Raw genomic sequence first — 12,897 nt, 5'->3', positions numbered from 1 at the left:
GTAGCGGTGCCGTCTGGTCCACCAGGCGCTCACCGGCCAGCTGCGTCACGTAGATGGCCAGAGCGATCACCAGCGTGCCCCAGACCGGCACCTTCTCGGCAAGGCCGAAGCCGAGCCCGGTGAACAGGATCGCCGTGATCAGCGACTGCCCGATGTAGTTGGACGCGGCGATCCTGCCGGCGGGGCCGAACCACGCGTCGGCGCGGCTCAGCCGCAGCACGGTGGCGGCGTAGCCGGCGGCCAGCAGCGGGGAGGCGAGTAGGGCGACGCCGTCGACGACACCGTCCGGCAGCGTGCCCGTCCACTCCGCGACGTTCACGGCGACCGTCGCCGTGCCGCCGAGACCGAAGCCGAAGAGCTGGACGCGGGGCAGCAGGTGGGCGTACCGCTCCGGCTCCTCCAGCAGCCCGCTCCTGCCCGCCGCCAGCCCGAACAGGAACAGCGGCACCACCATCAGCGCGCTGAGCAGGGTCGAGGTGACGCCGCCGATCAGGCCGTACACCTCGATCCTGGCCTGCGCGGCCTCGAGGAAGGAGCTTCGGTAGTCGTCGAGGAGGCGGGCCAGTCCCGCCGCGTCCACCGACGGCGCCTGGTCGCCGCCCGCGGTCACCATGATGAGGGCGCTGAGCAGGCCGAGCATGACCACGCCGACGACCGACGCCGTCCTCGGCCTGAGCGGGCGCAGGAGCAGCAGCACGAGGCCGGCGACGCCGTACGCCAGGAGGATGTCGCCCAGCCACAGGAAGACCAGATGCAGTGCGCCGAGCACCATCAGCGCCAGGCAGCGGCGCAGCGTCCTGGCGACGGCGCCGGCGCCGTTTCCTGCTCGCGGCGCGTAACTGCATCGTGAAGGAGTAGCCGAACAGGAACGAGAACAGCACGTAGAACTTGCCCTCGAACACCAGGTGCACGAGGTTCTTGGCGGCCGAGTCCGGCGGGCCGGTCATGAACGCCATGCCGAGCATGTTGACCATCAGGATGCCGCCCAGGGCGAAGCCCCGCAGCGTGTCCAGGGCCGCCAGGCGCCGCACGGGCGGCGCGGTGATCGAATCCATGGCATCGACGCTAGGTACGCGGGGCCCGACGCGGATCGCCTCGCCTCCCGATCCGCGGCTCCTCCGAGAGAACCAGGCCGGAGTCCGGTCCGGTACCCCAGGCGCAATACTGATGGACGCTTGACCTTCGGCGGCCTCCGTGCTTACCGGACGGCTGGCAGGCTCCGCTGCATGCGTTTTCGGGGGATCGCGCTCGTCGCGGTACTGGCGATCGTCACGGTCGGGTGCGCACACGCGGACGCGGCACCGTCAGCGCCTGAGCACCGGGCGGCGGGGTCCGAGCCCGATGGAGGGGAACGCGACCCGTTCGTGGCCGTGGGACGATCGGCTCCGCCGGCGGGTCTGCCCGCCGAGACGCGGCGGCGGCTGGACCGCGCGCTCGCGGCCTATCTCGCCGGCCGTCCCGGGCGGTTCGCGGTGGCCGTCCACGACAGGACCGAGAACGTCCGCTACACCTTCCGCCAGCAGGATCCGTTCATGCTGGCCAGTGTGGCGAAGGTGGACATCCTGCTCGCGCTGCTGCTGCGCGCGCAGAGCGAGGCACGAAGCCTGACAGAGCAGGAGCGGCGGCACGCCGCCCTGATGATCAAAAACAGCGACAACGCCAGCGCCCAGCGGCTCTTCACCGCCATCGGCGGGCCGGAGGGACTGAGCGACGTCCTACGCGGGCTCGGCATCACCCACACCGTGCCGGGGTACAGCTGGGGCGAGACCCTCAGCAGGCCGTCCGACCAGGTGAAGGTGCTCGAGCGCCTGACCGACCCCGCGGGCCCGCTCACGGCCCGCCACCAGCGATACGCGCTCGGGCTCATGTCGTCCGTCACGCCCGAGCAGGCCTGGGGCGTCAGCGCGGCGGCAGGACAGGGTCAGGTGGCGCTGAAGAACGGCTGGCTGCCCGTCCGGGCGCACGACGGCCTGTGGACGATCAACAGCGTCGGAAGGCTCGCGCTGCCCGGCCACGAACTGTTCGTGTCGGTGCTGTCGGAGCGCAGCCCCGACATGGGGGCGGGCATCGAGACGGTCGAGCGGGCGGCCAGGCTGGCCGTCCGCGCGTTCACCGGCGCAGGCCCGTCGTCCGCGCGGACCCTGACGGCAGGCCGCGCCTTCGCGGGCTAGCTGCATCGCCCACGAACGTCGTCAACGGGCGGGGCTTGATCAACGGCGAGACCGCCGCGTCATCCTGCCTCGCGGATCAGGAGCAGCAGCCGCCGCCGCAGCATCCGCCGCCACCGCCGCCCGAGGGCGCGGAGGCGTTGCCCGTCACGGCGACCGTCGACAGCAGCTTCACCGTGTCGGTGTGGCCCTCAGGGCAGGCCGCGGGGTCACCGGAGGCCGACATCGGACGGGTCAGCTCGAACGTGGAACCGCAGGCGCGGCAGCGGAAGTCGTAACGCGGCATGGACCTAGGGTACGGGTTCGAGCACCACGTGGGCATAGTCGGACACCGGTTGGTAGCCGATGCTCTGGTAGATGGCGTTGCTGGTGGGATTGTTCAGGTCGGTGAACAGCACCGTCATCGTGCAGCGCTCGGCGAGCGCGAGCCGACTGGCGTAGGCGGTCACGGCGGCGCCGTACCCGCGACGTCGGCTCGACGGCGGCGTGTAGACGGGCCCGATCCTGCACATCCCCGCCGCCTCGGGCGAGATGCCCGCGAGCGCGACGGGCACGTCGCCGTCCACCCAGAGAATGATGTCGCCCCGCGCGATGCGGCGCTGGGCCAGTTCGGCCGTGTCGCCGTCGCCGTGCAGGCCCACTTCGGTGGCGAAGGCGTCGAACCAGTTCATCACCAGCGGGAAGTCGCCCATGGTCGCGCGGCGGCCCTTGCCGGCCACGGCGGGAGCCTCGAGCGTGCCGAGCCGGTAGAGGCGCTCAGGCCTGCGGCGCGAAGGGGTCGCGCCCGCCGCGGCGATGAACGCGTCGACCACGTCGACGGGTCCTGAGATCTCCGGCGTTCCGACGCCGCGCACGCGCAGCTCGTCGACCAGCGGTCGCACCGCGGCGATCGGCATGGGAGCCAGATAGAAGGGCCGGGGAGGCGTGCGGAAGACCGCTCCCTTGACCTCGCCGTCCTCGCTCCACCAGCCGAAGGAGGCGTCGTCGCCGGGCATGCCGTCGCGCAACCCGGCGAGCACGGTGAGCGGCACGGTGTTGGCCGCCGGATCCGTTCCCAGGAAGGCCTCAGCGTGCGCGGCGAACTCCGCCGCGTCAGGGGAGAAGGTCCACACGATCAGGAATCATGCCAGATCGCCCTGCGCGACTAGCAGGCTCGCGACATGCGCGCTGACGTCGTGCAGGAGCGTGGAGGGTTCCAGGTGCGTCCCCGCCACGGCCGAGACCAGCGAAGGCAGGCCGGGGATCGGGAAACCGTCGTCGACCAGCGCCTTCGAGCCCACCTCGTTCTTGTCCAGCGCCAGCCTGCTGCGCTCCCACGCGTCGAGCACCTCCTCGGGCGAGGGAACGCCGAAACCGTGGCCGACGGGCGCCGCGTGGCGCAGCCGTACCAGCGGGGTCTCCGCGAACGCCAGCGCGGTGCGGGCCCGCACGTGCAGGTCCTCGCGAGCCTCCGGAGCGATCCAGTCCATCGCCGAGCAAGGATTGCGGCAGGTCGCCACGCAGACCGCCAGAGCGCCGGCGACCTGGCTGTGCTGCCTGTCGAAGTAGGCCCGCCAGCCCTCTGGCGGCTCGCTGGCCACCCGCAGCGTCCTGTTCGTCGCCGACTGCTCAGACTTGGTGTGGTCGCACTCCCTGTCGCCGATCACGCCGAACCTGCTGCCGGGCGCGCTCAGCCCCTCCGGCCAGCGCGCCGGATCGCCCGCGTGGCCGAGGTGCGGCTCGAACGCCAGCAGCGGCAGGTACTCGCTGGCGATGTGCACGGCCGCGATCATCGGGCTCAGCTCGCGACGGAACCACCTGATCGCGATGACCTCCAGCAGCAGGCCATAGGCGGGCCGCAGCGACTCCAGCGCGCCTCTCGGCTGCTCGCGCGGCGTCTGCGGCATGTGGCAGTCACGGGCTCTGCGCCGCAGATCGCTCGGTACGGCGGGCGCGCCCACCGCGAAGTCCTCGGCGTCCAGCGAGAGCAACCGCTGGCCGAACTCGCAGACCTCGGCGATCTCCTCGGTCGGGGCCAACGCGCCGAGATCGGCGAACGCGTATCGATTGGCCAGCGCGACGAGCAGATCACGAGTCGTTTCCACGTGATCACTCTCTCATGTGTCGTTCGGTGTGGTGTGGGGGAGGGTGCTGGGACCCACGCCACACAACACCAACCTGCCGCCGGCCTCCACACCAACCCCCGGGAAACCGCTGTCTCCCGGCCTTCGGGACGCGCCTTCTGGACTCCGCAGGCCTCGCCGCCCGCATCCGCGGTTGCCCGTTCTCCCCGGGGTGACGGGTCCTGCCGAGCACCGTGACGTCCGGCCCCACGCTCCGCGGTTCCGGCCCGCTGGGCCCGCTGCGAACTCCGGGGACAACACCCGGCGACCCGGCTCCGACCCGGGTGTCCCCTCGAAAGGGCTCTACCGCCCCGGGATCGCCTCGCCTCAGGGCACTCCGCCGCGGGGGCGCCCCACCTCGGGTCGTGCGGTCCGGGGTTGTGCGGGCGCGGGTGGCGAGGCCTCGGGTGATGCGGTCCGGGGTGGCGCCGGCTCGGTCTGCGCGGCCTCGGGTGGGGCTGGCTCGGGTTGCGCGGGCTCGGTCTGCGCGGCCTCGGGTGGGGCTGGCTCGGGTTGTGTGGGCTCGGACTGTGCGGGCTCGGGTTGTGTGGGCTCGGGTTGTGTGGGCTCGGGTTGTGCGGGCCGATGTGCCAGGGGTTCGCTCAGGTGTCGTCGGCGGTGGCGTCGGAGCGCGAGATGTGGGTCGGCGGCTACGGGCAGGGGGCCTTGATGCACTGGACGTCGCCGCCAGGCCCCGTCTGCGGGTCGGGGGTGGGCGGGTCGACGGTCGGCTCGGTGGTCGGCTCCTGCGGCCCGGGCGGTGTCGTCGGCTCCTGTGAAGGCTCTGCGCTCGGTTCATGGGTCGGCTCGGTGGGAGGGGTGACCGGGGGCGTGACGGGGACGGTCGGCGGTGTCGTGGGTGGGGGGACGGTGGCCGCCTGGTCGGGGCTGGGCGTGGCTCTGGTCTTGCCGCCGACCACCGGGGTGTGTCCCTGCTCCTGTTTGCCCGGCACGCGCGCCTGCACCGTGCGTCCCTCGACCGGTGCCGGCACGGGCAGCTCCTGCTGCACGCCGCTGACGGGGACGGGCTGCTGGAACCACGGCCACCCGACGGCCGCCAGCGTCGCCACGAGGGCGGCCATGGTGGCGCCAGCCATCAGCAGCGCCCGCCTGCGACCGCGGCGCTGCCGGTCGGCGGGCATGGTGACGGGCTCGGCGACCCGTTCCACGCCGGGCTCGCCCTCCTGCGACGCCACGCTGTCGGCGGAGGAGGCGGACCGCTCAGCGGCCGTCTCGCGGTCGGTCACAGGGGTGAGGTCGTCCATCGGGTGGGCGGCGGCGTGCCTGGCGGCGGCCGCCATGTCGGCCGCCGAGGACCAGCGCATGGCGGGATCCTTCTCCAGCGCCCAGGCGACCAGGGACCGCGGCCCCGGGGGAACGTCGTAGGGAAGCGGCGGAACGGCCGCCCTGAGGTGCTTGAAGATGATCTGGACGGGCGTCTCGCCGTCGAAGGGCAGCTTGCCGGTCAGGCACTGGTAGGCGACCACCCCGAGCGCGTAGACGTCGACCGCGGGGGTGATGTCGCCCGCCGAGGCCTGCTCGGGGGCGCAGTAGCCCGCCGAGCACATGACGGTGCCCGTCACGGTCAGCTGCCCGCCCGACGCCGAGTGCGCGATGCCGAAGTCGGTGAGGGTGACGCTGCCGTCAGCCTTGATCATGAGGTTGGCCGGCTTGACGTCGCGGTGCACGATGCCGTGCTCGTGGGCGGCGGCCAGCGCGTCGGCCACCTCGGCGACCAGGCGCATCGTCTCCTCGGCCGTGAGCGCCGAACGGCGCAGCAGCCGGTCGAGCGACTCCCCGTCGACGAACTCCATCACCAGGAAGGAGACCCTGCGCCCGTCGCCGAGCTCGCAGGCGCCGCAGTCGTAGACGTCGACGACGCCGGGATGGGTGAGTGTGGCCATCGCCCTGGCCTCGTTCTGGAAGCGCTGGGCGAAGCGCGGGTCCTCCATGAGGGCGGGCAGCAGGACCTTCACCGCGACGGTACGGCCGAGCACCGCGTCGTCGGCACGCCAGACCTCGCCCATGCCGCCACCACCCAGCCTGGAGATGAGGCGGTAGCGATCGTTGAGCGTGGTCCCCGAGTCGAGCACCTGTCGAGGCTAACACCGCAGGTCCCGCGCCATCGGGGAAACAGCCGACGGGGTAGGGGGCCAGGTCGGCGGTGTGTCGGGAGGTTCTCCGCATAACCCCTCGAACCGCACCGCCCGCACTCCGTTCACGCGCGCGCCGGACGGCCGAAGGAGGTCTCGCGGCGAAGCGGCTGGGGTACCGGCAAGGGGAGCCTCCGGGCGGTCCGCGTCCGGATGCGAGCGGGCGAACGCGATCCGCGTTCAGGGGCGGGCGGGCGAACGTGGTCCGCGTCCTGGGGCGGACGAACCCGATCCGCGTCCGGGGGCGGGCGGGCGAAAGTGGTCCGCGTCCGGGGGCGGGCGGCCGAAGCGTGCGGGGAAGGCGGGAACGAAGGGGGCGGGCGCCCCCGGTGGGAGCGCCCGCCACAACGTGCGGCCGGTCAGAAGGAGCCGGTGGTCGTGCCGCCGGTTCCCGACGCGGGCGTGGTGAACGTGCTGTTCGCGCCCGGCTGCCACGCGTCGGCGGTGTCGGGGAAGTTCGCCTCCTTCCGTTTGACGCACTTCCACTCGACCGCCGTGTTCGGCGGCAACGAGCCGATCGTGCCCGTCCACGTCGGGTACGCCGTCGGCGACAGCTTCACCGCGCTGGCCACCGACCAGCCGCCGAGCTGCGGCACGCTTCCCACGGCGTACACCGACTGGCCCGCGGTGGTCGTGCCGTTCGCGCACGAGAAGGTGACGGACACCGGCGCCTGCCCGAGCGTGAACGCGAACGTCTTCGCCGTGGTCACGCCGAGCGAGGCGGACTTGGCCACGATGAGGTTGCCGCCCGCGTTGTACCAGCCGCTGGCGGCGGCGTCGAAGGCCGCCTTGGTGGCGTGCTGGGTGAGCGCCGTCCCGTTGAGCGTCACCGCCGACGCCTGCGTGTCCGCGACGAGTTCCACGACGTTCGCCCGGCTCGCGGGCGCGCCGGTGTAGGTGCCGCTGGAGGCGGCGACGGTGACCGTGGCCGTCGATCCGCTGAGCTGCTGGCTGAGCAGGGTCGTCCGGACGGCCCCGCCCTGGTAGGCGGTGGAGGTCCCGTCGTCCTCGTAGAGGGTGAAGGACGAGGAGGCCGGGGCCGCGTACACGCGGGCGACCAGCTCGTTCCTCGTCGTCGAGTCGGTCCGCTTGCCCATCACGTTCATGGTCTTGTCGTCCACGAACATCTTGGGGATGATCGCCCCCGCGCGGGCGAAGGCCGGCAGCCTGAACGAGCCGTTCACCCACAGCGGCCGGTCGTTGAACCACTGCCCGGTGCTCGTCAGCTTCTCGTTGGTGGCGTAGTCGTACCAGGTGCCCGCGGGCAGGTACATGTTGCGCTTGCGCTCGTTGGCCGCCGCGACCACGCCCACCAGCAGGTCCTTGCCGATGAGCTTCTCGTGCCCCATCTCGCGCACGTTCAGGTCGTTCTGGTGGTAGTAGGCCAGGGGCGGCACGACCGGCTCGCCGAACGCGGCGGCCCTGTGCGCCAGCGAGTAGTAGTACGGCGTCAGCTCGTACCGCTGCCGCAGGTTGGCCAGGTTGCTCGCGGTGTGGCCGATCTTGTCGGGGGAGGTCTGCGCGCAGTTGCACAGGTTCTCCGTGTGCGGCCTGATCGGCACCTCGAACCAGGCGCCGTTGGCGAACCACTGGGTGTAAAGCTCGTTCAGGTCGGAGTTGAGCATCTCCCGCCTGAAACCGCCGATGTCGGAGCCGAAGTAGTCGATCCCGGACATCGACAGGTGCATCTGGACATTCTGCTGCTGGGCCAGCGCCGTCAGCTTGGAGCCGATGTCGGCCGACCACATCGCCACGCCGTACCGCTGCATGCCGCCCGCGCCCGAACGGGCCAGCATGAACGGCCTTTTCGTGCCGGAGGCGTAGCCGCGGGCGATGCTCTCGGCCCACTTGAGGTTGTAGACGTTGTGGTAGTCGGCGTGGGCGTGCTTGCCGGGCAGCACGCCCGAGGTCCAGTCGGAGCCGTCGTACATCTCGGGCTCGCCGAGGTCGAGCCAGTGGCCCATGACACCCTGGTCGGCGAGGGGCCGGCGCTTGGTGGCGTGCCAGTAGTCGCCGGCGGCGTCCTGCGTCCAGTCGATCATGCCGCCGCGGCCCCACCAGTCGTTGGTGGTCAGGTAGACGGGCGCGCACGAGGAGCATCCCGCCCTGTTGAGGTAGCCGCGGGAGGCCATGTCCGCGTGTTCGGGCCGGTTCTTGCCGATGTACGACTCCTCGATCGTCATCAGCCCCACACCCTCGTTCGAGGCCAGGGACGCGATGGTGGCCGAGGGGTTGGGGAAGGCCGCGGTGTCCCACGACAGCGACCCCATCCGGGTGTTGTCGGAGCCCGCCGTCACCCCGCCGAACCATGGCAGGTCCAGCACGAACCCGTCGACGGGGAACGTGCCCGCGCGCAGGCCCGACAGCCGGTTGTCGATCTCCGCCCAGTTGTCGTAGCCGAACTCCGAGACCCACATCCCGAACGCCTTCTTCGGCGGCACGGGCGGCCTTCCGGTCAGCTCCATGTAGTCCTTGCGCAGGTCGGGCAGGTCGGGCCCGGTCATCGTGTACCAGCGGAGCTGGTCGCCCCACGTGTCGACGGTCCACGGGTCGCCGGTGAGGTTCCACTCCTGCTTGTAGACCTGATCGAGGAAGAGGCCGTAGTTGAGGTTGGCCGCCCCCACCGCGAACAGGACGGGGATCTGGGCGTTGCCGACCGGTCCGTTGTCGGTGTCGTAGGCCATGGCGTTGCCGTACTGGCCGCCGGGGGTGCGGGTGCGCCCCACCCAGTCGCCGTCGGCGCTGCCGCCCATGAAGAACTGCTCGCCGAGCCCGTAGGCGTTCTGGATCGAGCCCTTGGTGATCGTCAGGCCCTTCCACGCCTGCGAGAGGTTGCGCGGGCACGCCTCGTACAGCAGCCGCGTGGGGTCGGACACCTTCACGCACAGCGTGCCCGCCGTCACCTCGATCTTCATCGAGGCGGTGGTCAGCGTGTTGCCCGTCTGGTTGAAGCTGGTCGGCCCCGTGTAGTCCTTCTTGGCCACCTGGGGCGTGGTGAACAGCGCCGCCCCCGTGCCGGGAGCGGTGCCGTCTGCCAGCTCGAAGTGGACCAGGTCGTCGTCGAGGAACTCCACGACGAGATAGGTCGACCCGCTCGTGAACTGCACCCGCTGCACGGCCGCCTGCGCGGGCAGCGCGACCAGCAGGGGAACGATCAGCGCGAGCGCCATCACGAGTGCTCGTCTCATGGCCGCGCCACCACCAGGTTGTCGAGGTTGACCCCGCCGCCGGCGTACGAGATCTTGATGGATCGCGCGCCCGCGGCCAGTGACGTGGTGAGCGTCGCCGTCCCCCACGTGTCCCAGTTGGCGGTGGACGGGAGCGAGAGCGTGCCCGCCGAGACGCCGTCGACGGTGACCGTGACCGAGGCGGCCGTGGCCGCGCCGTTGGCGTAGCGGAGCTTGAGCTGGTGCCCGCCGGCCGCGTCAGCCTTCACCTGGAAGGTGACGGCGTCACCCGAGGCCGAGAACTGGTCGACGAACCCGGTCCCCGTGTAGCCGGGGTGGTCGGTGTTGGTGGAGGTGCCGGTGCCGGTGGCGAACTCCGCCTCGTAGCCCGCCTTGTCGACGCCGTTGAGCGTCACGGTCCTGTTGGCGGCGCCGCCGGCGAGCTTCACGTGGGTGAGCTGCTGCGCCGGATCCCACCACCAGCCCTCGGCCGCCGACTTCAGATCGGCCAGTGTGGCCCGCGCCGTGGCGCCGGTCACCGAGGTGGGCTTGGTGGAGGCCACCTGCAGCGTCGACGTCGTGGTCAGCGCCGGTACGGTCACCGCCACCTGGTGCGCGCCCCAGTCCTCCGCCGAGGAGACGGTACGGCTGGCGCCCGCGGAGTCCTCGAAGTAGGCGTAGGAGCTGTTGCCCGCCGGATAGATCCGGAAGACGAGGTTGGTGTAGGAGGTGACGCTGTTGCCGATCTCGCCGCCGAGCTGGTAGTCGGCGTTGAGGTTGAGCGGGATGATCGCTCCGGGTCTGGCGTAGACGGGGATCGTGTCCAGGCCCGCGTTGTAGGTCTTCGTGCCCGGCCCGGTGAACCTGCCGCCGTTCCACAGGTCGTACCACTCGCCCGCGGGCAGGTAGACGCTCTTGGAGGTCGCCCCCTGCGTGGTGATCGGCGCCACCAGCAGCTGCGAACCGAACAGGTACTGCTGGTCGAGCGGCGCCGCCGTCGCGTCACCGGGGAAGGCGAAGCTCATCGCCCTCATCATCGGCACGCCCGTCGCCGAGCTCGCCTTCGCCTCGGTGTAGAGGCAGGGGATCAGGTTCATCCGGACGTTGGCGAACTTCCTGAACGCCGGTATCACGGACGTGTCGCCGGTGCGCGCCTGGACGTTCCAGGGCGTGCGCGCCTCCGAGGCGGAGGGGTTGGACTTCTCCGAGTGGTACTGCATGATCGGCGAGAAGGTCGCCTGGGCCGCCGAGCGCAGGTACAGCTCGGCGCTGGGGAAGTCGCCGGTGAAGCCCGCCAGGTCCCACGCCGTGTACGGCACGCCCGACTGGCCCGCCGACAGCTGTGCCCGCACGGCCTCCTGGAAGGCGGAGAAGCTCGAGTTCTGGTCGCCCGCCCAGAAGATCGAACTCGTCTGGGCGCCCGAGGTCCCCGCCCTGCTGAAGATCGTGTTCTGCGCGTTCTTGCCCTTGACGTAGGTGTTGTAGGCCTTGGTGTAGCTGTTGGGGTAGGCGTTGTGCATCTCGTCGCCCTTGCGGCCGTCGGCGAACTTCACGCCCCTACCGAAGATCGCCTCGCTGCCGTCGGTCTTGAAGCCGTCGACCCCGACCTCGTCCATGAGGTAGTCGCGCTTGCTCATCCACCAGTTGGTGGCCGCCGTGCTGGTGAAGTCGGGCACCATGCTGTCGCCGAACCACTGGCCCGTGGGGATGCGGTAGGGCCCGTTGGTGGGGTTCTTCACGACGTAGCCCTGGGCCTCGGCGTACGCCTTGTCGTTGAGGTGCTGCTGGGGGGCCGTCGGCGGGTTGGCGTCGAAGTTCTCCTTCAGCACGGGGATCTGCCAGAGGATCATCTTGATCCCCTTGCTGTGCGCGTCGGCGACCATCGCCTTCGGGTTCTGCCATGCCGTGCCGGCGGGGAAGGTCAGGTTCGAGTACGCCAGCTTCCCGCTGCCGGACGTGGGCGTGTAGGTCGCGCCGTGCCAGACGTAGAAGGTCGCCTCGTCGCTCCACTGCTCCAGCACCATCGCCGTGTGCGGGATCTTGTGCGTGCTCGCGTTGGCCAGCTCGGCGGTGACCTCCGCCTGGGTGTTCCACTCGTTGGCCGACATCCACACGCCGAAGGCCCACTTCGGCGGCAGCTGGGGGCGTCCCGTGACCGCGGTGTAGTCGTCGACGATCTTCGCGGGGGTTCCGGCGAAGAAGTGGTAGTCGAGGGTGGAGGCGAGCGCGCCGCCGGTGTCCACGGCGAAGCCGGCCCTGTCGCCAGGGGTGAACAGGGCGTAGCGGGTGCTGGGCAGATAGATGCCGTAGCCGGCCGAGTTGGTGAAGAACGGGACCGACAGGTAGGTGCGGCGGGTCGCGCCCTGGTCCCTGTACTGGTTGTAGACGTAGTTGTGCACGCTGGTGCCGCGCTGGTCGAGCCGGTCGTAGCGCTCGCCGTACCCCTCGAACCGCTCTCCCGCGGGAGAGGCGTAGTTGTCCTCGATCTTGGTGACGGTGGTGGCGCCGTCACTGGCCCAGCGGATGTTGTTCGTGCTGTCCTGCCTGGTGATCAGAGTCGTGCCGTCGCCTTTGTAGATCGACAGCCGGTACGGTGACTTCTGGATCTTCAGGACGAGCGAGCTCGTGGAGATCGTCAGCGTGCCCGCCGAGTCCGACACCGTGTAGCCGGACACGCCCGAGATGGCGAGGCCGGAGCCCGCGGGTGCGATCTGCGTCCTGAAACGGTCGAGCGCGGGGAAGGCGAACCGAATCTTCGGCGTGAACGACCCCGAGCTATCACCGGTCGTGACATCCACTGATGTGCCGTTGTTCGTGAAGCCCGTCACGTTCGTCACCGTGCTCCACGAGGTGACCGTGAACGCGAACGGGCCCGTGCTCCTCTGCCCGCCCCCGTTCACGTCCGCGTTCACGGTGTAGCTGATCTGGTCGCCCCTGGCGAAGGACCCCAGGTTGATCTTCCAGTAGCTGTTGTTGCCGTTGTTGTGATCCCACGCCGCGCCGACGGGGGTCTGGTTCACCCCGTTCTTCGTCCACGTGACCCAGACGGTCTGACCAGGCTCGATCGGCCAGGTGGTGGCGTTGATCTGGACGTTCTCCCCCGCCATGGGGTCGCGGGGGGAGCGTTCGGTCGGCTCGGCCGAGTAGAGGTCGTCGATTCCGGTCGGTTGGTGGTAGACGCCGTCCAGCGCGTAGGCGGGAGCGGCGACGAGGGAGGCCAGCAGGACGGTCACCGCGACGATGACGCCCGGCCGTAACCAGGTGCTGTGTTTCTCGATGACCTCGGCGAGCTCGGCCATGAGTGCTC

At 70.7% G+C, this 12,897-nt stretch carries 7 protein-coding genes and 1 pseudogene; 1 reads left to right on the top strand and 7 read right to left on the bottom strand.

All coding sequences use genetic code 11. The features are described from left to right. Positions 1-97 precede the first annotated feature (97 nt). Positions 98-454, bottom strand: a pseudogene (locus AC3EO4_RS23210) (DUF418 domain-containing protein); the annotation flags it as partial. Positions 455-1,226: 772 nt separating this feature from the next. Between AC3EO4_RS23210 and AC3EO4_RS23205 the strand changes: the two are divergent. Further along, positions 1,227-2,171 (top strand): serine hydrolase, encoded by a 945-nt coding sequence (locus AC3EO4_RS23205; protein ID WP_431897726.1) that lies wholly within the window; start codon positions 1,227-1,229, stop codon positions 2,169-2,171. 76 nt (positions 2,172-2,247) lie between these two features. On the opposite strand, the gene AC3EO4_RS23200 is transcribed toward AC3EO4_RS23205, so the two are convergent. From AC3EO4_RS23200 to AC3EO4_RS23175, 6 genes are all read right to left on the bottom strand, one after another. Then, positions 2,248-2,454: an FmdB family zinc ribbon protein gene (locus tag AC3EO4_RS23200; RefSeq protein ID WP_379572633.1), complete on the bottom strand. Its 207-nt coding sequence runs from the start codon at positions 2,452-2,454 to the stop codon at positions 2,248-2,250. 4 nt (positions 2,455-2,458) lie between these two features. Next, positions 2,459-3,280: a GNAT family N-acetyltransferase gene (locus AC3EO4_RS23195; RefSeq protein WP_379572634.1), complete on the bottom strand. Its 822-nt coding sequence runs from the start codon at positions 3,278-3,280 to the stop codon at positions 2,459-2,461. A 9-nt stretch (positions 3,281-3,289) separates the two neighbouring features. Beyond that, the gene (locus tag AC3EO4_RS23190) at positions 3,290-4,252 is read right to left on the bottom strand and encodes a hypothetical protein (RefSeq protein WP_379572635.1); all 963 of its coding nucleotides are present in this window, start codon (positions 4,250-4,252) and stop codon (positions 3,290-3,292) included. A 668-nt stretch (positions 4,253-4,920) separates the two neighbouring features. Further along, positions 4,921-6,363, bottom strand: coding sequence for a serine/threonine-protein kinase (locus AC3EO4_RS23185; RefSeq protein WP_379572636.1), 1,443 nt, complete (start codon positions 6,361-6,363; stop codon positions 4,921-4,923). Positions 6,364-6,782: 419 nt separating this feature from the next. Further along, entirely contained in the window at positions 6,783-9,611 is a 2,829-nt protein-coding gene (locus tag AC3EO4_RS23180; RefSeq protein WP_431897723.1) for a TIM-barrel domain-containing protein, read from the bottom strand. Then, positions 9,608-12,889, bottom strand: coding sequence for a TIM-barrel domain-containing protein (locus AC3EO4_RS23175; protein WP_431897721.1), 3,282 nt, complete (start codon positions 12,887-12,889; stop codon positions 9,608-9,610). Before AC3EO4_RS23175 ends, AC3EO4_RS23180 begins: the two co-directional genes overlap by 4 nt. Between the last annotated feature and the right edge of the window lie 8 nt (positions 12,890-12,897).

Source organism: Nonomuraea sp. bgisy101, from assembly GCF_057708945.1.
Note: the sequence above shows the minus strand (reverse complement) of the source record. Positions and strands in the feature narration are given on the sequence as shown.

What these genes read in the sequence shown, in the direction of transcription:
- AC3EO4_RS23205 (WP_431897726.1), top strand. Translation starts at nt 1,227, where the DNA reads ATGCGTTTTCGGGGGATCGCGCTCGTCGCGGTACTGGCGATCGTCACG.
- AC3EO4_RS23200 (WP_379572633.1), bottom strand. Translation starts at nt 2,454, where the DNA reads ATGCCGCGTTACGACTTCCGCTGCCGCGCCTGCGGTTCCACGTTCGAG.
- AC3EO4_RS23180 (WP_431897723.1), bottom strand. Translation starts at nt 9,611, where the DNA reads ATGAGACGAGCACTCGTGATGGCGCTCGCGCTGATCGTTCCCCTGCTG.
- AC3EO4_RS23175 (WP_431897721.1), bottom strand. Translation starts at nt 12,889, where the DNA reads ATGGCCGAGCTCGCCGAGGTCATCGAGAAACACAGCACCTGGTTACGG.